Source organism: Microbacterium sp. 5K110, assembly GCF_005774735.1.
GTDB lineage: Bacteria > Actinomycetota > Actinomycetes > Actinomycetales > Microbacteriaceae > Microbacterium.
Genome location: NZ_VBUM01000059.1, coordinates 1 through 22569 on the forward strand (window position 1 = coordinate 1; position 22569 = coordinate 22569).

A 22569-nucleotide genomic window follows, 5' to 3' on the forward strand; every position below is an offset into this window, starting at 1 on the left:
GCTCAGCCGCGCGCGGGGAACCGGGCGTCGAGCCAGGCGAGCAGGTCGGCGCGCACGTCGGCCTGCTGCACCTCGGCGAAGATCTCGTGCCGGGCGCCGGGGTAGACGAGGGTGGTCACGTCGATCAGCCCCGAGCGGGTGCGATACGCGTCGGCCAGGCGATGCACGCTGCGCGGACCGCCGACGGTGTCGTCGCGCCCGACCATCAGCAGCATCGGGATGTCCTGCCCCAGGTCGCGCCGCGGGCGGCCGATCAGCTTCGCGGTCTCGACCGGGCCGAACAGCCGCAGCAGGGGCGTCGAGGTCGTCAGCGGATCGGCGACGAAATCCCGCCCGACCTGCTCGTCGCTGGAGAGCCACTCCATGCCCGAGCCGCGCACGTGCTTCCACGGCGCGTTGAGGTCGCCGGAGTTCAGCGCACCGGGCCAGCGCAGCGCCGATCCGCTGAGGACGACCGCGTCGAAGGCATCCGGATGCCGGTCCACCAGCATCTGCGCGAGGAACGAGCCCCACGAGTGACCGAGGAGCACGAGCGGAAGATCGGGGTGCGTCTTGCGGATCATCTGGCTGAGGGTCCACACGGCGTCGCGGGCGGCCCCGAGCCCCCCGGGACCGAGGCGTCCGAGCTTGCCGTGGTCGCCGCCCCACTGCCGCAGGCCCGTGCGGCCGTGGCCGCGGTGATCGTCGGCGTACACGGTGTAGCCGTCGGCGACGAGCGCCGCGATGAGGGCACCGTACCGGCCGGCGTGCTCACCCACCCCGTGCAGCAGCTGGACGACCGCCCGGGGCTCCTCGGCTTCGTACACGTCGTAGACGATGGAGATGCCGTAGGCGTCGACGAACTCGGGCATGCGCCGAGTCTAGGGGCGAGCCCCGGATGCCGCGGGCTGGATCCGCGCGGCGAAAACAGGGGATGCGCCGAACAGACCGTTAGCAAGACTAATGAGCTATGCTAACTATCGAGCACCATGAACGAACGCGTCGACGAATCCCCCCTCTCCGACTCGCGTGACGACTTCAGCGCCGCCGCCTCCGAACTGAGAATGGCGACGTTCCGTCTCGCCCGTCGCCTGCGCGCACAGCGCGCGATCGACACCATGAGCGACGGACAGTTCGCGGTGCTCGCCGCCCTCACGCTCCACGGCGAGCACACCCTCGGCCAACTCGCCGACCGTGAGCGTGTGACGGCTCCGTCGATGAACCGCACCGTGTCGCTCCTCGAGGAAGCGGGCTACCTCTCGCGCACCCCGGACGACGACGACCGCCGCAAAGTGACGATCGCCCTGACGGATGCCGGACGCCTCGTCGTCGACGAGACCGTGCGGCGTCGCGATGCCTGGCTCGAAGGAGCGCTGGCCTCCCTCGACGACGACGAGCGGCGGACCCTGGCCGCAGCAGCCGAGATCATGCGAAAGGTGGCAGACACATGAGTGCGATGTTCCGCTCGTTCTCGGTCTACAACTATCGCGTCTGGTTCATCGGCGCGCTCGTGTCGAACATCGGCGCATGGATGCAGGCCACGGCCCAGAACTGGGTCGTGCTGACCGAACTCACACCGAACGACGCCGCCGCGATGGGCGTGACGATGGCGCTCCAGTTCGCACCGCCGCTGCTGCTCGTGGGCGTCACGGGATGGGTCGCCGACCGGTTCGACCGGCGCAGGCTGATCATGTGCACGCAGAGCGCGATGCTCCTGCTGGCCGTGACGCTCGGCATCCTGCTCGTGACGGGAGTCATGACGCTGCCGCTGATGTTCGTGTTCGCCCTCGCACTGGGCGTGATCACCGCGTTCGACAACCCCGCCCGCCAGGCGTTCGTCTCCGACCTCGTCGCGAAGGAGAACGCCTCCAACGCCGTGGCCCTCAACGCCGCCTCGTTCAACACCGCGCGCCTGATCGGCCCGGCGGTGGCGGGACTCATGATCGTCGTCGTCGGCACGGGCTGGGTGTTCCTCACCAACGCCGTGACGTTCCTCGCCATGATCGGCGCCCTGCTCCTCATGCGACCCCACGAACTGGTCGTCCACCACCGCCGCGGCGGCCCCGCGCGCTTGGCGGACGGGTTCCGGTACGTCGCGAAGCGCCCCGACCTGGTCGTGATCTTCGCGATGGTGTTCCTCCTGGGCGCCTTCGGCATGAACTTCCCGATCTTCGCCTCGACGATGGCGCTGGAGTTCGGGCGCGGCGCGGACGGCTTCGGCCTGCTGAGTTCGTTCGTCGCGATCGGGTCCCTCGCCGGGGCCCTTCTCGCCGCGCGCCGCGACCGCGCCCGGATGCGCGTGGTGATCCTCGGGTCCGGCGGCTTCGCCGTGGCATCCACGCTCTCGGTCTTCGCCCCCAGCTACGGCACCTACGCCGCCACCCTCGTGCTCACGGGGTTCTGCGTCGTGACGATGCTGACCACGGCGAACGGCTACGTGCAGACCACCACCGACCCGGCACTGCGCGGCCGCGTGCTCGCGTTGTACATGGCGATCCTGCTGGGCGGGACGCCCGTCGGCGCCCCCGTGGTCGGCTGGGTCGCCGACGAGTTCGGACCGCGCACCGCGATCGGCCTCGCCGCGGTCGTCGCGTTCGTGGCGTGCGGCATCGGGGTGGCCTGGACGCTGGCGTCGGGCCGCGTCCACCGGCACGACACGAAGCGGTTCCGGCTCACGCTCGACGAGACGCGTCCGATCACGACGATCGCGCCCGAGCCCGAGGACTTCAGCGACGAGATCGCCGGCACGACGCCGATCCCGTTGCCCTCCACGGAGCGCCCGCCGCGCGGCAGCGCGCATCCGCGTCCGGCCTCCCCCGCACGCCCCTCCGCGTAGGCGACAACCGTCCGCGCGGAAACGGGCGTCACACGTAGAAGCCGTGCGCCTCGAGCACGGCCACAGCGGCATCGCGCCCCGACACCTGCAGTTTCGCGTAGATCGACCGCAGCTGGGACTTGACGGTGTTCGGCGACACGTCGAGCTCGTCGGCGATCTGCGGGAGGCTCCGCGGCCCCCGTAGCGCCAGAGCCAGCCGCTCCTCTCGCGGGCTGAGGCTGGGAAGCGGCGGCAGGTGCTCGCGGGTCGGCACGAGCGCGAGCATGTCGGCGATCCGCCGCGCCGCCTCTGCGGACGCGGGCTGGTTCTGCGCCATCCGTTCCAAGAGGTCCTGGAGATCGGGCTGCGGCAGGGTGAGGTACGGCGTCAGCGAGACGCCGAGGCGCTCGGAGAGGGCGAACCCTTCCGCGAACGCGGCGTCGGCGGCCTCCTGGTTGCCCAGACGCGCGTGCGCAACGGCGCGGCGCACCAGGAGCGGAGTGAGCGTCCGCACGCAGTGGCGCGTGCCCATCCGGATGCACGGATCAGTGGACTCCAGCACCTCGCGCTCGCGCCCGAGCGCGATGAGTGCGGCGGCGCGCTGCATGTCGAAGCACAGGGCGTGACCGGGCGGGGATTCCCGACCCTCGAGCGCGGCGAGGGCGCGACGCGCCTCGCCCCGGGCGAGCAGCAGGTCGGCGTAGACCCCCTGCGCGAACCCCCGCACCATGGTGTGGCCGGAGTACGACTCGGTGCCGCCGGTGAGGGCGGCCACGAGCACCATCCCCTCGGCGTAGTCGCGCCGGATGAGAGCCGCCATCGCCTCGGCCACCCGCGCGGAGTACTGCCAGAAGGGGTCGCCGGAAGAACCGGCCCGGAGCCGTTCGGCGGTCGCGTCGAGGGTGTCGGCGTCCAGCGCGGCGGATGCCACGAGGAGACGCGCGAGCAGAAGGTCGTAGTCGGGGTGCACGGCCTCCCACCCGGATCCGGATGCCAGTTCCTCGCACACCCGCAGACTCTCCTCGGACAGGCGGTACTCGCCGTTGATCGCGGTGGCGAGGCTGCGCACGGCATGAGCGCGGTAGAGCGTGGCGGCGTCGTCGGCGTAGGCGATCGCCGCGGCGGCGTATTCGCCGGCGTGGCGCGGCCGTCCCGCCGCCGCGTAGGCCTCGGCGACGGCCGAGGACAGCGTCGACCTGGTCGCCGGTTCCAGCCGGGCCGGGGCTCGCAGTCGTCCGTCCGCGAAGTGCGTGTCGATCAGGCTCAGGCTGCCGTCGACGTGGTCGAGTCGCGCCCGCGCGATCAGCATCGCTTCGAGCGTGCGGGCGTTGCCGTCGACCCAGATCTTGGGCGCGGGTCCCGCCTCGATGTCGGCCAGGAAACGCAAGTCGGCGACGTCGGGAGCCGGCGCGAGGGGAAGGATCCCGGTCACCACACGCTCCACGACCGCCCGGATATTGCGGAGCGGGGATGCCTCGATCACGGCGCACTCCTCATGTCGGCATGCTAGGTCACGTTGTGCGCAAGACGGCCAGGTGGCGCGAATTGCTCCTCGCCGCGACGCGGTATAGCTAGATAATCTAGCGATATGACCACTCGTATGGACGGGCGCCGCTGGGCGGGGCTCGTCTTCATCAGCATCGCCGTTTCGCTGATCATCGTCGACTCGACGATCGTCAACGTCGCCGTCCCCTCCATCGTCGAGGACCTCGGCATCTCGTCGACCGAGGTCCAGTGGGTGCAAGAGGCCTACACGCTCGTCTTCGCCTCCCTGCTGCTGGTCTTCGGCAGCCTCGCGGACCGCTTCGGTCGCCGCCGCCTCATGCTCATCGGGGTCGTGATCTTCGCGCTCGCCTCGATCGCCGCCGCCCTCGCCCCCACCGGCGGGCTGCTGATCCTCGCGCGACTGGTCCAGGGCATCGGGGGCGCGATGATCCTCCCCACGACGCTCTCGCTCATCAACGCCACGTTCCGCGGGCGCGAGCGCGGCATCGCGTTCGCCGTCTGGGGCTCCACGATCGGCGGGATGGCGGCCGTCGGCCCGCTGCTCGGGGGCTGGCTGACCACCGCGTTCTCGTGGCGCTGGGCGTTCGGGATCAACATCCCCCTCGGCATCCTGATCGTCGTGGGCGTGCTGTTCACGGTCGCCGAGTCCCGCAGCGACCGCCGCGAGTCGATCGACGGGGTGGGCGCTCTGCTGTCGGTGCTGACGATGGCCCCGCTCGTGTTCGGTCTGATCGAGGGCCGCACGTACGGGTGGTGGAGGGTCGAGGAGACCCCCGAGGTCGGGGGCTGGCAGTGGCCCTTCTCGCTCTCGCCCGTGCCGATCGCGTTCGCCGTGGCGACGGTCGCCCTCGCGGCGTTCATCGCGTGGGGCCTCCACCGCCGGCGCGCGGGACGCTCCACCCTCCTCGCGCTCGGCCTGTTCCGCATCGCGTCGTTCCGCAACGGCAACATCGCCGCCGCCGTCGTCTCGCTCGGCGAGTTCGGCATCATCCTCGCGCTCCCGCTCTGGCTGCAGTTCGTCGTCGGGTTCGACGCGCTGCAGACGGGGCTCCTGCTGCTCGCGCTCGCGATCGGTTCCTTCGTCGCGAGCGGCATCGCCGGGGCCCTCAGCGGTAGGGTCGCACCCGTCTGGATCGTGCGCGGGGGCCTGCTCGCCGAGATCATCGGCGTCGCCGGTGTCGCCGTCACCATCGGCCCGGATGCCGCGTGGGGACCGCTCATCCCGTTCCTGTTCGTCTACGGGATCGGCGTCGGCTTGGCCACCGCTCAGCTGACCGGGGTGGTGCTCGCCGAGGTACCGCCGTCCGAGAGCGGTGCGGCCTCGGGCACGCAGTCCACCTCGCGGCAGCTCGGCGCGGCCCTGGGCGTGGCGATCCTCGGAACGGTCCTGTTCTCGACGACCTCGAGCGTGCTGACCTCGGCCCTCGACGACCGCGACCTCCCCGCGGAGCAGCGCGATCAGGTGGTCTCGCAGGTGGTCGACAGCGCCGGGGCGGCGATCCTGGGCCTCGAGCAGTCGCCGCAGACGCAGGACATCGCCACCGATGCCCGGGCGGCGTTCAGCGACGGCACGCGCGCGGCGGCGTTCACCGCGGCGGGGTTCCTCGCCCTCGGCCTGGCCTCCACGCTCACCCTCGGCGCAGCGGCGAGCAGCACCGGGGAGCGCGGCCGCCGCCGGGAACCGGCCGCGGCGGACGGCGACCGGTGAGGGGACCGGCCGCCGTCCGTCTCACCGGTCGCTGACCGGAACGAGGCGCGTGAGCTGAGTGACGTGGCGGGGCTCGAGCTCGTCGAGACTCGAGACTCCGAGCAGCGCCATGGTGCGCTCGATCTCGCTGCGGAGGATCGCGATCGTCCGGTCCACACCCTGGCGTCCGCCGGCCATCAGGCCGTACAGGTAGGCGCGGCCGATGAGGGTGAACTTCGCGCCGAGGGCGATGGATGCCACGATGTCGGCGCCGTTCATGATGCCGGTGTCGACCATGATCGTCGCGTCCTTGCCGACCTCGCGCACGACCTTCGGCAGCAGGCGGAACGGGATGGGCGCACGGTCGAGCTGACGACCGCCGTGGTTGGACAGGATGATGCCGTCGACGCCGAGATCGACCAGGCGGGCCGCGTCGGTGACGTTCTGCACGCCCTTGACGACGAGCTTGCCCGGCCACATGCCGCGGATGACGTCGAGGTCGTCGTAGCTGATGGTGGGGTCCATCGCGGCGTTGAGGAGCTCGCCGACGGTACCGCCGGTCGTGCTGAGCGAGGCGAACTCGAGCTTGGGGGTGGTGAGGAAGTCGAACCACCACCAGGGGCGCGGGATGGCGTTGACGATGGTGCCGACGGTGAGCTGCGGCGGGATCGAGAAGCCGTTGCGCTTGTCGCGCAGGCGCGCGCCCGCGACGGGGGTGTCCACGGTGAACATGAGCGTGTCGAAGCCCGCGGCCGCGGCGCGCTCGACCAGGCCGAACGAGATGTCGCGCTGGCGCATGACGTACAGCTGGAACCAGTTGCGGCCCACCGGGTTGGCGGCCTTGACCCCTTCGATCGAGGTCGTCCCCAGCGTCGAGAGCGTGAACGGGATTCCGGCGGCCGCCGCCGCGGAGGCCCCGGCGGTCTCTCCCTCGGTCTGCATGAGGCGGGTGAACCCGGTCGGGGCGATGCCGAACGGCAGCGCCGAGGGGCCCCCGAGGATCTCGCACGACGTGTCGACGTTCGCGGCCGGGCGCAGGATGTCGGGGTGGAACTCGACGTCTTCGAACGCGCGTCGCGCGCGGTCGAGCGACAGCTCGCCCTCCGCGGCGCCATCGGTGTAGTCGAACGCCGCCTTCGGGGTGCGCCGTTTCGCGATCGTGCGCAGATCGTCGATCGTCAACGCCGCGTCGAGACGGCGCTTGCGCGCGTCGAGCTCGGGCTTCTTGAACTGCATGAGCTCGAGGAGCTCGCCGACCTTGGGCAGCTGACGCTGAACCATGGATTCTCGCTTTCGTGTGGTCTGACCACAGACTACGCCCGATCCAGGGACCGAGCGCGACGATCAGGGACGGGGGTCGTAGCGGAGGGGAGGGAACGCGCGCGCGACGCGCCCGCGCAGATCCTCCAAGGGTGCGTCGGGGCCGAAGCCGCCGAGCGCACGGACTTGCACGAGGACGTTGCCGAGTGCGGTGGCCTCGACCGGCCCCGCGAGCACGGGCAGTCCGGTCCGATCCGCGGTCGCCTGGCACAGGAGCGCATTGAGCGCGCCGCCGCCGACGAGGTGCACGACGTCGACCTCGCGCGCGGCGAGCGCGCCGGCGGTGCGGACGGCACGCGCGAACGCCGCGGCGATGCTCTCGACGATCACGCGGACGAACGCCGGTCGCTCGTCCGGTGTCGGCGGCTCCGCGCCCAGGAGCGCGGCGATCCGGCCGGGCATCTCGCCGGGCGTGGCGAGGGTCGGGTCATCGGCGTCGAAGAGGTGCGCCGGATCCGGTTCCGCCGACGCCGCGCGCAGCAACGCGGGCAGATCGATCGCGGCTGCGTCCTCGACCTCCCACGCCCGCACGGTCTCGCTCAACAGCCACAGGCCCGTGACGTTGTGCAGGAACCGCACCCGCCCGTCGACGCCGCCTTCGTTGGTGAAGTTCGCCGCGCGGGCGGCATCCGTCACGATCGGCTCCGCGACCTCGAGACCCACGAGGCCCCACGTTCCGCACGAGATGTACGCCGCGTTCGGGGACGACAGGGGCACCGCGACGATCGCCGATGCGGTGTCGTGGGAGCCGACGGCGATCACGGGAAGCGCACCGAGATCGTCCGCCGTCGAACCGATCTCGTCGCCGGGGTCCACGAGCGGGGGGAGCACGGATGCCGGGATCCCGAGCGTCGCGGCGAGCGCGGTGTCCCACTCCCCCGTGTGCACGTCCAGCAGTCCCGTCGTGGAGGCGTTCGTCCGCTCTGCCACACGGCGCCCCGTCAGGCGGGCGGCGAAGAGGTCGGGGATGAGCAGGCTCACCTCGGCGCCGTCGACGAGAGGATCGGCGGCGTACTGGTACAGCGTCGTGAACGGCAGGAACTGCAGGCCGTTGCGGCGGTAGAGCTCCGCGAACGGGACGACGGCGTGGACGGCCTCCACGCCCCGCGCCGTCCGCGCGTCACGGTAGTGGAACGGCTCGGCGAGCAGTTCGTCGCCCCGCAGCAGCGCGTAGTCCACGGCCCACGAGTCGATGCCGACGCTCTCGATGCCCGGCTCCCGCCGGAGAGCCTCGGCGAGTCCCGTCCGCACGTGCGCCCACAGCGCCTCGATGTCCCAATGCCAGCCGTCCTCCCGCTCGACGGGGCCGTTGGGGAACCGGGCGACCTCTTCGAGCTCGAGCGTGTCGTCGCCGACGCGGCCGATCATCACGCGGCCGCTCGTGGCACCCAGGTCAACCGCGGCGACCGCGCGCGTCGCCGTCATCGAAGGAACGCCGCGGCGACGCCCGAGTCCACGGGCACGTGCAGCCCCGTCGTACGCGAGAGCTCGGGTCCGGTGAGGACGTACACCGCGTCGGCGACGTTCTCGGGCACGACCTCGCGCTTGAGGATCGTGCGGTTGGCGTAGAACTGACCGAGGTCCTCTTCCTTGACGCCGTAGGTGGCCGCGCGGTTGGCGCCCCAGCCTGCGGCGAAGATCCCGGAGCCGCGCACGACGCCGTCGGGGTTGATCCCGTTCACCCGCACGCCGTGCTCGCCGAGCTCGACGGCGAGGAGGCGCACCTGGTGCGCCTGGTTGGCCTTGGTCGCCGAGTAGGCGATGTTGTTGGGCCCGGCGAAGACGCTGTTCTTCGACGAGATGTAGATGACGTCGCCGCCCATCTTCTGCGCGATGAGCGCCTTCGCGGCGGCCTTCGACACCAGGAACGACCCCTTCGCCATGACGTCGTGCTGCAGGTCCCAGTCCTTCTCGGTGGTCTCCAGCAGCGGCTTCGACAGCGACAGACCCGCGTTGTTGACGACGAGATCGACGCCGCCGAACGCGAGCAGCGTCGCGTCGATCGCGGCCTGCACGCCCGCGGCATCCGCCACATTCGCCGCGACGCCGATCGCGACGTCGGTTCCGCCGAGCTCGGCGGCCGCGGCCTGCGCCTTCTCGAGGTCGAGGTCGGCGACGACGACGCACGCGCCCTCCGCGGCCAGACGCGTGGCGATGGCCTTGCCGATCCCGGATGCCGCGCCCGTGACGAACGCGATGCGCCCCTGGTGCGTCTTGGGCTTCGGCATCCGCTGGAGCTTGGCCTCTTCCAGCGCCCAGTACTCGATGCGGAACTTCTCGGCGTCCGAGATCGGGGCGTAGGTCGACAGCGCCTCGGCGCCGCGCATCACGTTGATGGCGTTGACGTAGAACTCGCCTGCGACGCGGGCGGTCTGCTTGTTCGCGCCGTACGAGAACATGCCGACGCCGGGGACGAGGACGATGAGGGGGTCGGCGCCGCGCATCGCTGGGCTGTCGGCGTCGGCGTGGGCGTCGTAGTAGGCCCGGTAGTCGGCGCGGTACGCCGCGTGCAGCTCGGCGAGGCGCGCGATCGCGTCCTCGACCGGGGCGTCGGCCGGCAGGTCGAGGATCAGCGGCTTGACCTTGGTCCGCAGGAAGTGGTCGGGGCAGCTCGTGCCGAGCGCGGCGAGCGCAGGAGCGTTCGCGGATGCCAGGAAGTCGAGCACGACGTCGGAATCGGTGAAGTGGCCGACCATGGGCTTGTCGGTCGAGGCGAGGCCGCGGATGGTGGGGGCGAGCGCCGCCGCCTTGGCGCGACGTTCCGCCTCCGGCAGCGCGGCGAATCCCGAGCGGACCGGGCCGAACGGCTCCGCCGCCCCGTGCGCGTCGATGTACGCCTGCGCGGTGTCGATGATCCAGAGCGAATTGCGCTCGGCCTCGTCCGACGTGTCGCCCCACGCGGTGATGCCGTGGCCGCCGAGGATCGTGCCGATCGCCTGGGGGTTCTGCGCCTTGATCGCCGCGATGTCGAGGCCCAGCTGGAACCCGGGACGGCGCCACGGCACCCACACGACCTTGTCGCCGAAGATCTTCGCGGTCAGCTCCTCGCCGTCGGCGGCCGTCGCGATCGCGATCCCGGCGTCCGGGTGCAGGTGGTCGACGTGCGCGGCGTCCACGAGTCCGTGCATGGCGGTGTCGATCGACGGGGCCGCGCCGCCCTTGCCGTGGAGGCAGTAGTCGAAGGCCGCGACCATCTCGTCTTCGCGGTCGATGCCGGGGTACACGTCGACGAGGGCGCGCATGCGGTCCAGGCGCAGCACCGCGAGGCCCTTCTCGGTCAGGGTGCCCAGGTCGCCGCCCGAGCCCTTGACCCACAGCAGCTCGACCGGCTCGCCGGTCACGGGATCGATGTCGGTGCCCTTGGCGGACGTGTTGCCGCCGGCGTAGTTGGTGACCTTGGGGTCGGAGCCGAGGCGGTTGCTGCGCGCGATGAGGGCGGCGGCGGTGTCGGTGGTCATGACGTTCCTCACGGGAGTCGGAGCGAGCGGAAAGGAAGGCACCGGGGCGGCGAGATCGGGCGCCGCCCCGGTGGGTCTGATCAGGCGCCCCAGCCGGCCTGGGTGCCACCGACGCGGTCGGCGGCGATGCGGGCCTGGTAGCCGGAGGCGGCATACGCCGCCATGGGGTCGGCGGGGAGACCCCGGCTCTCGCGCCACGCGGCCAGCGCGGGGCGGACGTCGGTGGAGAAGGCGTCCATCATCACCGCGTTGGCGGCCAGGACGTCGTTCGCCTGCTGGGCGGCGGCGAGCGCGTCGCGGTCGAGGAGCAGGGCGCGCGCGGTCATCTCCTGCACGTTCAGCACCGACCGGATCTGCCCGGGGATCTTGTCCTCGATGTTGTGGCACTGGTCGAGCATGAAGGCCACGTCGGGGTTGTTGAGGCCGCCGCCGCGCACGACCTCGACGAGGATGCGGAACAGCTGGAACGGGTCGGCCGCACCGACGATGAGGTCGTCGTCGGCGTAGAAGCGCGAGTTGAAGTCGAAGGAGCCGAGCTTCCCGAGGCGCAGCAGCTGCATCACGATGAACTCGATGTTGGTGCCCGGGGCGTGGTGACCGGTGTCGAGGCACACCATCGCCTTGTCGCCGAGGGCGGCCACCTGCACGTAGGAGGTCCCCCAGTCCGGAACGTCGGTGTGGTAGAACGCCGGCTCGAAGAACTTGTACTCCAGGACGAGCCGCTGCTCGTCGCCGAGGCGCGCATAGATCTGCTGCAGCGAATCGTGCAGGCGGTCCTGCCGATCGCGCATGTCGTTCTGGCCCGGGTAGTTCGACCCCTCGGCCAGCCAGATCTTCAGATCGCGCGAGCCCGTGGCATCCATGATGTCGATGCACTCGAGGTGGTGATCGATCGCCTTGCGCCGGATCCGCTCGTCGTGGTGCGTGAGGGCGCCGAACTTGTAGTCCTCGTCCTGGAACGTGTTGGAGTTGACCGTCCCGAGGCGCACCCCGAGGTCCTCGGCGTGCCGGCGGAGCGCGGAGTAGTCCTCGACGCGGTCCCACGGGATGTGCAGCGCCACGGCGGGAGCCAGCGCCGTCAGCCGATTCACCTCGGCGGCATCCGCGATCTTCTCGAACGGATCGCGGGGCGTCCCCTCGGTCGGGAAGACGCGGAAACGGGTGCCGGAGTTGCCGAACGCCCACGACGGCAGCTCGATGGCCTGTCCTTCGAGGGTCGTGAGGATCTCGGGGGTGAGAGTGGTCATGGGGGTCCTTCTCCACGGCGGTGGGGGTGGGAGCAGCGCGAAACGCATGAATCGTTTCATGCCCTGAATCGTTTCAGACGATAGTGTGGGCCGACGCCGTTCGTCAAGCGGGAGGGGGCACCGATGTCAGCGAGCATCAAAGACGTGGCCGCGGCAGCGGGGGTGTCGGTGGGGACCGTCTCGAACGTGCTCAACCGCCCCGACAAGGTGTCCCCCGCCACCGTCGCGCGCGTGCACGCCACGATCGAGACGCTCGGGTTCGTCCGCAACGACGCCGCCCGCCAGCTGCGCGCGGGGCAGAGCCGCTCCGTCGGGCTCATCGTGCTCGACAGCGCCAACCCGTTCTTCGCCGAGGTCGCACGCGGCGCCGAAGAACGCGCCGAAGCCGAAGGACTCGCCGTCCTGCTCGGCAACAGCGGGCAGGACGGCGCGCGTGAGAGCGCCTACCTCGACCTCTTCCGGGAGCAACGGGTCCGGGGCGTCCTGCTCACGCCGAGCGATCTCGCCGCGTCCGCGATCGCGCATCCCGGCATCCCCCTCGTCCTGGTCGACGGCGAGGCTCCCGACGGGAACCTGCCCTCGGTCGCGGTCGACGACGTCGAGGGCGGCTATCTCGCCACCCGGCACCTCCTCGACCGGGGCCGACGCCGGATCGCTTTCGTCGGCGGGCCGCTCGCGGTGCGCCAGGTGATCGATCGACTCGAGGGCGCCCGCCGTGCACTCGCCGAGGTTCCCGACGCGCAGCTCGAGATCGTGGAGAAGCCCACCCTGACGGTGCTGGCGGGCCGGGAGGTCGGCGAGGAGTTCGCCCGCCGCGCTCCCGAGGACCGCCCGGATGCCGCCTTCTGCGCGAACGACCTGCTCGCCGTCGGGGTCCTGCAGGGCAGCGCCATCCTCGGCGCGATCCGGGTGCCCGCCGACCTCGCGATCGTCGGGTACGACGACATCGACTTCGCGCAGTCGACCGTGGTCCCGCTGTCGTCGGTGCGTCAGCCCGCGCGCGAGATCGGCGCGACTGCGATCGAGCTGCTGCTGGAATCGCTCGACAATCCGGCCAAGGCGCCCCGCCGGGTGCGCTTCCGTCCCGAGCTCGTGATTCGCGCCTCGACCGGCGGCTGACCGGTCGCGACGCCGCGGGCGCGCGGCCCCTCGGAGACGCGCACTCCCGCACCCGACGCGCCGAAGCCCTCCGGCCCGCACTTCTCCCCCGGGCCGCACAACTCCTGCAGCCAGGCCCGAAATCCGGCGACACCCGCCCTCCCGGCCGACATTGCCGGAGTTGTGCCGCTCGCGCCCCGCCGCGAGACCCCCTGCGTCGTGCGATCTACGTCTCGCGGGTGATCGTGACCTTGACCTTGAGGTTGCTCTTGCCGGGACCCGCGTACACCCCGCGCAGCGGCGGAACGTCGTTGTAGTCACGGCCGCGACCGACGAGCACATGACGGTCGCCGATCTCGATGTTGTTCGTGGGGTCGAAGCCCTGCCAGTCGCCCGCGAACCACTCCACCCAGGCGTGCGACTCTCCGGTGACGGCCTCGCCGACCTCGGCGGACGGCTTGGGGTGCAGGTAGCCCGACACGTAGCGGGCGGGGATGCCGACTTCGCGCAGTGCCCCGAGGGTGATGTGCGCGATGTCCTGGCAGACGCCCTTGCGAGCCTCCCAGGCGTCGACCGCGGTGGAGTGCACACCCGTGACGCCCTGCATGTAGTCGATGGCATCCCCCACCGCTTCCGCGATCGCGTGCGCGGCGGGACCGGGACGGTCGTACCGGGCGGCGATCGAGCGCGCGAGCTCGGCGACCTCGGGATGGGGCGTCGTGCGGCGCGTCTGCGTCAGCTGCTCGACGGTCGCAATCGGCCGGGAGGCCTCCTCGCGAAGCTCCTCCCACGTGATGTCGGCGTGCTCGATGGGACGCGGACGCACCTCCACCAGGGAGCGCGCCGTGATCGTCAGCGCCGCGTGCGGCGAGAGCACGTCGAACGCCGCGACGCGCGTGCCGAAGTAATCGACGTACTGGTTGACCGAGGTGGAGGGCTCGATGTCGAGCGACGAGCTCAGCACGAACTGACTATCGGTCGAGACCGGCAGCATGCGGGCCTCGTTGTACGACGCCACGACGTCGCCGGGGTAGGCGAAGCCCGTCTGGTGCTCGATGCGCAGACGCTTCATGAGATCTCCCCGATCCATGCCGGCTCGGCCTGCGTCGGGAAGAAGCGCGAGCGGATCGCCTCGGACGCCTCGCGCGTCACCGTCTGCACGCGCTGCATGTGCTCGGGGAGCTCCGCGAGGATGTCGCTGATCGGGCGGTACTCCAGGTCGTTGCGGATCTGCCCCAGGGCACGCAGCACCGTGTTGGAGTGGCCGACGCGGTCGGCGCGGGGATCGATGGCGCTCATGCAGTCCTCGGCGCGCTGGATGGAATAGATGATCGACCGCGGGAACAAGCGGTCCAACAGCAGGAACTCGGCCGCGTTGCGGGCACTCGGCATCCCGCGGTACGTGCGCAGATACGCCTCGTACGCGCCGCACGAGCGGAGGATCGTCGTCCAGGACGGGCCCGACACCTCGGTGAGCGAGCGCGTGCCCAGCAGTCGGGCGGTCATGTCGGTGCGCTCGATGCTGCGCCCGAGCGTGAAGAACTGCCACGCCTCGTCGCGGTTCGTCGAGGAGTCGACCGTGCCGATCGCCAGCGCCGCGCGCTCGCGCACCCACTGGAAGAACTCGTGCACCTTGTCGGTCTGCAGACGCCGTGGCATCCGGGAGTTCGTGGTGTTGAGGATCTCCCACAGCTCGGTCGAGACGATCTCGCGCGCGCGGCGGGCGTTCTCGCGCGCCGCGGTGAGCGAGTACGCGATGCTCGCCGGGTTCATGCGGTCCACGGCGAGACGCGCGAGCACGTCGTCGCGGCGCACGCTGTCGACGTTCTCGGGGAACGCCGAGCCCATCACGCTCAGCAGCGACCGGCAGGCGGTGTCCTCGTCGATCCACGGGTCCTCGAGCAGCAGCTGCAGGTGGACGTCGAGGATACGGGCGGTGCCGTCGGAGCGCTCGATGTAGCGCCCGATCCAGAACAGCGACTCGGCGATGCGGCTCAGCACGAAGCCACCTCCCGCGACTGCTGCTGCTGCTCGGCCTGCGGTCCGTGCTGGACGCCGGCGTCGGCCTGCTGCTGCTGTTCCGTCTGGTCGCGGCCCGCCCGGGCATCGTGCGGCGCCGTGGCCGGCGCGGGCTGCCCGTCGTAGATGATCGGAATCGCCTCGGTGACCGCCGCCTGATCGGCGACCAGTCCCGAGACACCGGTGCCCTGGCCGTACTCGACGTGCGAGGGAGCCGATCCTCCGACCACCCACGTGTCCTTCGAGCCGCCGCCCTGGCTGGAGTTGACCACGAGCTGCCCCTCGGGAAGGGCCACGCGCGTCAGACCGCCGGGCAGCACCCAGATGTCGTCGCCGTCGTTGACCGCGAAGGGACGCAGGTCGGCGTGACGCGGGCGCATGCCGTCCTCGACGAGCGTCGGGATGGTCGAGAGCATGACGACCGGCTGCGCGATCCAGCCGCGCGGGTCGGCGAGCAGACGCTTGCGCAGCGTGTCGAGTTCGGCGGGCGAGGCATCCGGGCCCACCACGAGCCCCTTGCCGCCCGATCCGTCGACGGGCTTGACGACGAGCTCGTCGAGGCGGTCGAGCACTTCTTCGAGCGCGCCCGGATCCTCGAGACGCCACGTGTCGACGTTCTTCAGGATCGGCTCCTCGGCGAGGTAGTACCGGATCAGATCGGGCACGTACGTATAGAGCAGCTTGTCGTCGGCGACGCCGTTGCCGACCGCGTTGGCGATCGTGACGTTGCCCAGGCGCGCGGCGAGCATGAGCCCGGGGGCTCCGAGCATCGAGTCGGCACGGAACTGCAGCGGGTCGAGGAAGTCGTCGTCGACGCGGCGGTAGATGACGTCGACGCGCTGAGGGCCGCGGGTGGTCCGCATGAACACCTTGCCGCCGATGCACAGCAGATCGCGGCCCTCGACCAGTTCGACGCCCATGAGCCGCGCGAGCAGCGTGTGCTCGAAGTACGCCGAGTTGTAGACGCCGGGGGTGAGCACCACGATGTTCGGGTCGTCGATGCCGGGCGGGGCCGACGCGCGCAGCGCCGCGAGCAGCTTGTTGGGGTAGTCGCCGACGGGGCGCACCCGCATCGAGACGAACAGCTCCGGCAGCGTCTGGGCCATGACCCGGCGGTTGGAGATGACGTACGAGACGCCGGAGGGCACGCGCACGTTGTCTTCGAGCACCCGCATCTCGCCGTGCTCGTCGCGGATCAGGTCGATGCCCGACACCTGGATGCGCACGCCGTTGGCGCTCCGGATACCGGCAGCCTGGCGGTAGAAGTACTGCGACGACGAGATCAGACGCGCGGGCAGGATGCCATCGCGCACGCAGTGCTGATTGCCGTAGGCGTCGTCGAGGAACGCCTCCAGCGCCCGCACGCGCTGCTTCACCCCGGCTTCGATGCGCGACCATTCGTCGTACGCGATCACCCGGGGCACGGCATCCAGCGGGAACGGACGCTCCTCGCCGGCGAAGTCGAAGGTCACGCCCTGGGCGAGATACGAGCTGGCGAGCGAGTCGGTGCGCCCGCGCAGCTCTTCCTGCGTCATCTTGGCCAACGCCTGGTACAGCTCCCGATACGCCTCTCGAGAGGGTGCCGCGTCTCCGGGGGTGGCCGGGACACCGAACATCTCGTCGTACGCCGGGATGCCGGATGCGGTCTTGCGCGGCGCCAACGTGGAGCCGTAACCGTCGAACAGGTCACCCATGCCCCGAGCCTACTCACGCCCGTGTTGCGGAGGTGTTTCCCCCGCGCGGGGCGGCTGGCTAGGCTGGCCCGACATCTGCCGGCTCGACCAGGGGTCCCACCATGCGCGTGCTCGTCACCAGTTCCCGCAACACGTTCGCTCTCGACCTCATCCGCAAGCTCGGCAGCGTCGGCCACACGGTCTTCGCCAGCGACACGTACGAGGGGGCGGTGGGCAGCCACTCGCGCTTCCTCGCCGGCCACCTCGTCACCCCGTCACCGCGGTTCGCGACGGATGCCTTCATCGACACGCTGAACGCCTACGTACGCGAGCACGACATCGACGTCATCATCCCGACGTTCGAGGAGGTCTTCTACCTCGCCGCCCGCGTCGCCGACCTGCCCGCGGGCGTGGAGCTGTACGCGGGGAGCTTCGCCGACCTCGCGCGTCTGCACGACAAGGCGAGCTTCCAGCGACTGGCCCAGGAGGCCGATGTCCCCATCCCCGAGACCGTCGTGGTCACCTCGCCCGCGGAGCTGCGCGAGGCGATCGACCGCTTCCCCCGGTACTTCGCCCGTGCGGCGTTCTCGCGCGGCGGCGTGGGGCTGCTCACCAACACGGGCCCGTTGGCGGGGAAGATCCCCGTCGAGGAGTGCGTGCCCACTCCCGAGCAGCCGTGGCTGGTGCAGCCGTTCGTGGACGGCCCCATGGTGTGCACGTACAGCGTCGTCGTCGACGGCCGCGTGACCGCCCACACCATGTACAAGGCCGCCGAGCAGTGGGCCCACAGCACCGCGATCGCATTCGTCGCCGTCGACAGCACCGACACGCTGCGCTACACGCAGCAGCTCGTCAACGCCCTCGACCCGGGCTTCACGGGGCAGATCTCGTTCGACTTCGTCGATCACGGCACCGAGGCCGCGCCCGACTACAAGATCATCGAGTGCAACCCGCGGCCGACGAACGGCGTCATCCTGCTCGAGGCCGACGATGTCTCGCGCGCGATCGAGGGGGTGGTGGAGGAGACGGTCGTGGCGATCCCCGGCACGGAGAGACAGATCACGCTCGCGGTCCTCGCGGACGCCTTCACCGAGCCGCTGAAGCACCTGCCCACGACACTGCACGATCTGCTGCACGTGCGCGACGTCGGGGCCGGGTGGTGGGACGGTGCGGCGATGCTGTGGAGCCCCGCGACCCTCGTGCACGGCGCGAAGATCTCGCACGGCGACCGCAAGGAGGTGCTCGCCGCCCTCGGCGACGACATCGTCTGGAACGGCGAGCCGATCCAGGGCATGTCCCCCGCCGACGCGGAGTCCCTGGAGTCGGTCCACGCCGGCCGCCTCTAGCGCGTGAGGGGTCAAGAACTGTCGCCTGGCGAGCCGCGCAGCGACAAATACTGACCCCTCACGCAACAGAGTCAGGGGCGGAGGACCACCTTGATGCAGCCGTCCTCCTTCTTCTGGAACATCTCGTAGAGGGCGGGGGCGTCCTCGAGGGGGGCGTGGTGGGTCACCAGATCCATGACGCCCAGCGGGTCGGCCGGGTCCTCGACGAGCGGGAGCAGGTCGTCGATCCACCGCTTGACGTTGCACTGGCCCATGCGCATGCTCAGCTGCTTGTCGAACATCGTCTTCATCGGCAGGACGTCGGCGTCACCGGCATAGACGCCGCTCAGCGAGACCGTCCCGCCGCGGCGGACGACGTCGATCGAGGCGTGCACCGCGGCGAGGCGGTCCAGGCCCGCGGTGTCCATGAGCTTCTGCGCGAGCGCGTCCGGGAGCAGCCCGATGGCGCTCTGGGCGAACGTGGCCCCGGGGTTGCCGTGGGCCTCCATGCCGACCGCGTCGACGACGCCGTCCACGCCCCGGCCCTCCGAGAGGTCGCGCAGTTCGTCGACCACCGTGTCGGTGAGGTCGAAGGTCTGCACTCCGTGGCGCTCGGCCATCGCACGACGCTCGGCGACCGGGTCGACCGCGAGGACGCGGTAGCCCAGGTGCACGCCGATGCGCGACGCGAACTGTCCGACGGGTCCCAGTCCCATGACCGCGAGTGTGCCGCCGTCGGGGACGTTCGCGTACTGCACGCCCTGCCAGGCCGTCGGCACGATGTCACTGAGGAACAGATACCGGTCGTCGGGCAGGTCCTCGCCCACGCGGATGTGGTTGTAGTCGGCCAGCGGCACCCGCAGGTACTCGGCCTGCCCGCCGGGCACCTGGCCGTACAGCTTGGTGAAGCCGAACAGCGACGCGCCGCTGTTGTACTCGCGCACCTGCGTGGTCTCGCACTGCGACTGCAGCCCGCGCAGGCACATGAAGCAGTGTCCGCACGAGATGTTGAAGGGGACGACGACGCGGTCGCCGACCGAGAGCGTCGTCACGGCCGAGCCCACCTCGACGACGACGCCCATGGGCTCGTGTCCGAGCACGTCGCCCTTGTCGAGGAAGGGGCCGAAGAGTTCGTACAGGTGCAGGTCGGAGCCGCAGATCGCGGACGAGGTGATCTTCACGATCGCGTCGGTCGGTTCGAGGATCGTGGGGTCAGGAACCTCCTCGACGCTCACGTTGCGCTTGCCCTGCCAGGTCAGTGCCTTCATCGTGCTGCCTCTTTCGTTCCGGGGGACGACCAGTCTGCGCCGAGGTCGTCCGGGCGACGGGGTGGTTGACGAATGGATGCCGAGCCCCCAGGGGCTGCGTCAGACGCCCGGCGCGGCAAGCGACGGTGCGTCGATCCAGACGTGCACCCGCCCCAGGAACGCGGCATAGCCGCCGGGCGTGCGCCCCGTGAAACGACCGGAGGTCTCGACCTCGTGCACGTCGCTCGCCCGCTCGCGCGCGCCGAGGGCCCGGGCCGCGCGCACCAGGGCGACGTCTTCGTGCTCCACGAGATCCGGGATGCCACCGGCCTCGGCGTACGTGCTCGCCCGGACGCCGAGGTTGGCGCCGTGCACGTTGCCGGGCGGCCGGCCGCGATGATGCGTCGCGCGCCAGTACGCGGCGTGGCGCGCGCTGAGGTCGGCGAAGTCGGGGCGTACGGTCCCGAGGAGCAGGTCGATGCCGGCATCCATCTGATCGAGCTGGTGCGTGATCCAGTCGCGCGGCACCACCGTGTCGGCATCCGTCATCGCGATCCAGGTGTCGTCGGGCCGGGCGTCGAGAGTCGCCAGCGCGTGCGCGACACCGATCCGACGGGCGGTGCCGACGCTGCGGGCGGTGATCTCGACCGTCTCGACGGGCCACTGTCGCGCCCGCTCGGCCGTGCGGTCACCGCATGCGTCGAGCACCACGACCACCGCCGCGACGAGGCCCGGCTCGCGCTCCCGCGCGTACGCCACGGCGCGCGTCACCGACGCGAGGCAGAGCCCGATGAGCGCCTCTTCATCGTGCGCGGGGATCACCACGGCGACGGCCTTCACGGCACGAGTCCCGCCTCGGCCGCGACCGAGCGCGCCCCGGGCCGTCCGAACACCTCGAGCACGAAGTCCTCCTCCTCGTGCCGGACGAGGCGGACGAGATCCGGTCGCGCGGCGAGGGCGTCGTGCACACTGTCGCCGCTGCGCGGGTACTCCGCGACCGGATGCCGCCAGTGGCAGGCGACGAGGTGACCGTCGCCGCTGAGCGAGCCGACGCTCGCCGCGAGACCGCGGTCGAGGTCGCCGGCACCCCAGTAGTACGCCACCTCCGACAGCACGACGAGGTCGTACTCGCCCGCGGGCCACTCGTCGGGGAGCATCGCGCGGCGCAACTCGACGTTCTCGTGTCCCACCAGCCGGCGGCGCGCCCGTTCGAGAGCCGCCGGGGCGAGGTCGACGGCGAGCACCCGTTCGCACCGCTCGGCGAGGCGGACGGTCAAGGCGCCCGTCGCGCAGCCGGCCTCGAGCGCCGAGCGGTATCGGCACCGGGGCAGAGCCGCGAGCAGGACCGACCGTTTGCGCTCCTCGTACCAGCGCGAGTCGAAGCCCCACGGGTCGTCGTGGCGGGCGTACATGTCGTCGAAGTAGTCCGGGCCGACCGTGCCGGCGGAGGCGCCGTCCGCGGCGGGATCCGGCGCCAGGAACACCTCCGCGGCGCGTGCGAAGTGCGCGCGCATGCGGGGGTGGACCATCGCCTCGTCGCCGGCCGCGGCCGACAGCGGGTGGAGCTGCGTGGCGTGCGCATCGAGGGCGCGAGCCTTCGCCTCCTGCGCGGCGGTGTCGAGCGCGAGTCCCTCGGCGCGGTCCCACGGCACGTCGTCGGGGCCGCCCCAGTGCCAGAGCCAGATGGGGAACGCCCGCGATCGCACGCCGCGCGCAGCGCACACGGCCTCGACGATCTCGCCGACCACGCGATGATCGCGGTGCCCGTCGCCCCGCCACGGCGAGAGCACGAGCACGCGATCCGCGCCCGCGCGGTCGAGGGCGTCGCGGAGCGCCCCGGTGATGGCATCCCGATACTCGGCGGTGCCGCCGTCGGGGAGTCCGAGGAAGACGGGGTCGCCGGAGAGGCCGACGATGCGCGCCGCGTCGACCAGTTCCCGGCGGCGCAAGAGCGCCAGAGTCGCCGGGCTGTGCGTGACCGAGTCGGGGTGAGAGCCCTCGCCGTCGGTCACCACGATCAGGTCGATCGGGATGCCGCGGGCGGAGGCCGTCGCGAGCAGCCCCGCGGCCCCGAGGGTCTCGTCGTCGGGGTGCGCGGCGACGACGATGAGGCGGTCCACCTCGAGGCCGAGTGCGGGCAGCGGGTCCCGCGTGGCGAGGGCCGACGCCCAGACGTCCTCGTCGGTGCCGGGGTCGCGGTGATCGAAGCTCACCATCCGCCCACCCCCGCCGCCACGTCGCCGCCGATCTTCGCGAGATCCCGCTCGGCGTGGTGCTGCCGCACGTAGACCTGCAGGTCGGCCACGCGCCGCGCGTGCGCCTCGTCGGCGACGAGCGGCAGGGGGCCGAGGGCGTGCGCGGCCTCGGTGAGCGCCGTCTCGACCGCATCGGCCACGACGGTCCGCGCACGCGCGGCACGGAGACCCGCGGATGCCGAAGACCCGGTGTCGAACACCGTCGCCGTCTCGACCAGCACGGCGCGCGCGGCCCACAGCGCGGTGTCGACCCGGCCGAGGTGCACCCGGGAGAGCTGGTCGGCGCGATCGTCGCGCGCGGCCCGGGCGAGCGCCGACCGCAGCGGCACCGCCCCGCCCCACCAGCACGCCGCGACCCCCACACCGCCGTGCGCGAATCCGGGCCGACGCAGGTACCAGCCGGGCTCGCCCACCGGAACCGCGACGGCGCCGTCGACATCGATCGGGGCACTGACGACGCGCTCGAGCCCGCGCGCATGCCACGGGCCGGACCGCGCCGTCACCGCCGGGTCGCGCAGGTCCAGCGCGAACAGCTGCCGGCGCTCGTCGTCGACCCAGGCGGTGACGAGCGCGTGCGTGAGGTGTGCGGCGAGCGAGCACCACGGTTTCGTGCCGTGCAGCCGCCAGGTTCCGGCATCCTGACGCGCCTCCAGGCGCATCCCCGGACCCTCGGCCGCGAACACGCCCCAGGCGCCGTCGCGGTCGATGTCGAGCGCCGGCCCCGCAGCGGCGGCCTCGTCGAGGATGCCGAGGGCGTCGAGGTGCGGTTCCAGCACCCGGGCCGCGGCGACGTCGCGCACGGCGACCGAGGCGAGCAGCTCCCCCGTCGCCGCGACCGAGCGGGGCCGGGCGACACCGACGGCCCACGCCAGCGTGGCGGCGATGTCGGTGCCGAAGCCGTGCACGGCATCCGCGCTCGTCAGGGCAGCACGGACGTCGT

The 22569-nt window shown here is 71.4% G+C and carries 18 protein-coding genes; 5 read left to right on the top strand and 13 right to left on the bottom strand.

Going from position 1 to position 22569, the window contains the following annotated elements:
* Positions 1-2 precede the first annotated feature (2 nt).
* Positions 3-851: an alpha/beta fold hydrolase gene (locus FE256_RS12720; RefSeq protein WP_138176193.1), complete on the bottom strand. Its 849-nt coding sequence runs from the start codon at positions 849-851 to the stop codon at positions 3-5.
* Between the two features lie 117 nt (positions 852-968).
* Between FE256_RS12720 and FE256_RS12725 the strand changes: the two genes are divergently transcribed.
* Positions 969-1430: a MarR family winged helix-turn-helix transcriptional regulator gene (locus tag FE256_RS12725; protein ID WP_138176195.1), complete on the top strand. Its 462-nt coding sequence runs from the start codon at positions 969-971 to the stop codon at positions 1428-1430.
* A gap of 5 nt (positions 1431-1435) precedes the next feature.
* Positions 1436-2815 (top strand): MFS transporter, encoded by a 1380-nt coding sequence (locus tag FE256_RS12730; RefSeq protein ID WP_394529670.1) that lies wholly within the window; start codon positions 1436-1438, stop codon positions 2813-2815.
* 28 nt (positions 2816-2843) lie between these two features.
* On the opposite strand, the gene FE256_RS12735 is transcribed toward FE256_RS12730, so the two are convergent.
* Positions 2844-4277: a helix-turn-helix transcriptional regulator gene (locus FE256_RS12735; RefSeq protein WP_138176199.1), complete on the bottom strand. Its 1434-nt coding sequence runs from the start codon at positions 4275-4277 to the stop codon at positions 2844-2846.
* Positions 4278-4382: 105 nt separating this feature from the next.
* On the opposite strand from FE256_RS12735, the gene FE256_RS12740 reads away from it, so the two are divergent.
* On the top strand, positions 4383-6008 hold the full coding sequence (locus FE256_RS12740; RefSeq protein ID WP_138176201.1) for a DHA2 family efflux MFS transporter permease subunit: 1626 nt from the start codon (positions 4383-4385) through the stop codon (positions 6006-6008).
* 21 nt (positions 6009-6029) lie between these two features.
* Here the strand turns inward: FE256_RS12740 and FE256_RS12745 are convergent, their stop codons facing one another.
* From FE256_RS12745 to rhaI, 4 genes are all read right to left on the bottom strand, one after another.
* Positions 6030-7268, bottom strand: a complete 1239-nt coding sequence (locus FE256_RS12745) for an alpha-hydroxy acid oxidase (RefSeq protein WP_138176203.1) — start codon at positions 7266-7268, stop codon at positions 6030-6032.
* 63 nt (positions 7269-7331) lie between these two features.
* A complete protein-coding gene (locus FE256_RS12750; RefSeq protein ID WP_138176205.1) occupies positions 7332-8732 on the bottom strand; it encodes a rhamnulokinase in 1401 nt (466 codons plus the stop codon).
* Positions 8729-10765 (bottom strand): bifunctional aldolase/short-chain dehydrogenase, encoded by a 2037-nt coding sequence (locus FE256_RS12755; RefSeq protein WP_138176207.1) that lies wholly within the window; start codon positions 10763-10765, stop codon positions 8729-8731. The genes FE256_RS12750 and FE256_RS12755 overlap by 4 nt, the downstream gene beginning before the upstream one ends.
* Before the next feature lie 80 nt (positions 10766-10845).
* The gene (gene rhaI, locus FE256_RS12760) at positions 10846-12012 is read right to left on the bottom strand and encodes an L-rhamnose isomerase (RefSeq protein ID WP_138176209.1); all 1167 of its coding nucleotides are present in this window, start codon (positions 12010-12012) and stop codon (positions 10846-10848) included.
* Positions 12013-12135: 123 nt separating this feature from the next.
* Between rhaI and FE256_RS12765 the strand changes: the two genes are divergently transcribed.
* Complete coding sequence (locus tag FE256_RS12765; protein WP_138176211.1) at positions 12136-13131, top strand: LacI family DNA-binding transcriptional regulator; 996 nt, start codon at positions 12136-12138, stop codon at positions 13129-13131.
* Positions 13132-13336: 205 nt separating this feature from the next.
* Here the strand turns inward: FE256_RS12765 and FE256_RS12770 are convergent, their stop codons facing one another.
* Genes FE256_RS12770 through FE256_RS12780 form a run of 3 tightly spaced genes read right to left on the bottom strand, consistent with a single transcriptional unit; the run spans position 13337 to position 16823 of the window.
* Entirely contained in the window at positions 13337-14182 is an 846-nt protein-coding gene (locus FE256_RS12770) for a transglutaminase family protein (RefSeq protein ID WP_138176213.1), read from the bottom strand.
* Entirely contained in the window at positions 14179-15111 is a 933-nt protein-coding gene (locus FE256_RS12775) for an alpha-E domain-containing protein (protein ID WP_138176215.1), read from the bottom strand. Before FE256_RS12775 ends, FE256_RS12770 begins: the two co-directional genes overlap by 4 nt.
* Positions 15105-16823, bottom strand: a complete 1719-nt coding sequence (locus FE256_RS12780; RefSeq protein ID WP_138176217.1) for a circularly permuted type 2 ATP-grasp protein — start codon at positions 16821-16823, stop codon at positions 15105-15107. Before FE256_RS12780 ends, FE256_RS12775 begins: the two co-directional genes overlap by 7 nt.
* Positions 16824-16924: 101 nt before the next feature.
* Here FE256_RS12780 and FE256_RS12785 point away from each other — a divergent pair, with 101 nt between their 5' ends.
* Positions 16925-18148, top strand: a complete 1224-nt coding sequence (locus tag FE256_RS12785) for an ATP-grasp domain-containing protein (protein ID WP_138176219.1) — start codon at positions 16925-16927, stop codon at positions 18146-18148.
* Positions 18149-18219: 71 nt separating this feature from the next.
* Here the strand turns inward: FE256_RS12785 and FE256_RS12790 are convergent, their stop codons facing one another.
* The 4 genes from FE256_RS12790 to FE256_RS12805 all read right to left on the bottom strand — a co-directional run.
* Positions 18220-19395 carry a zinc-dependent alcohol dehydrogenase gene (locus tag FE256_RS12790; protein WP_138176221.1) on the bottom strand — a complete coding sequence of 392 codons (1176 nt, stop codon included), beginning with the start codon at positions 19393-19395 and terminating at the stop codon, positions 18220-18222.
* A gap of 99 nt (positions 19396-19494) precedes the next feature.
* Positions 19495-20214, bottom strand: coding sequence for a glycosyltransferase family 2 protein (locus FE256_RS12795; RefSeq protein ID WP_138176223.1), 720 nt, complete (start codon positions 20212-20214; stop codon positions 19495-19497).
* Entirely contained in the window at positions 20211-21590 is a 1380-nt protein-coding gene (locus FE256_RS12800; protein WP_138176225.1) for a bifunctional PIG-L family deacetylase/class I SAM-dependent methyltransferase, read from the bottom strand. The genes FE256_RS12795 and FE256_RS12800 overlap by 4 nt, the downstream gene beginning before the upstream one ends.
* The coding region (locus FE256_RS12805; protein ID WP_354646056.1) for an acyl-CoA dehydrogenase family protein at positions 21584-22569 on the bottom strand (986 nt) is incomplete at its 5' end. The genes FE256_RS12800 and FE256_RS12805, both read right to left, overlap by 7 nt.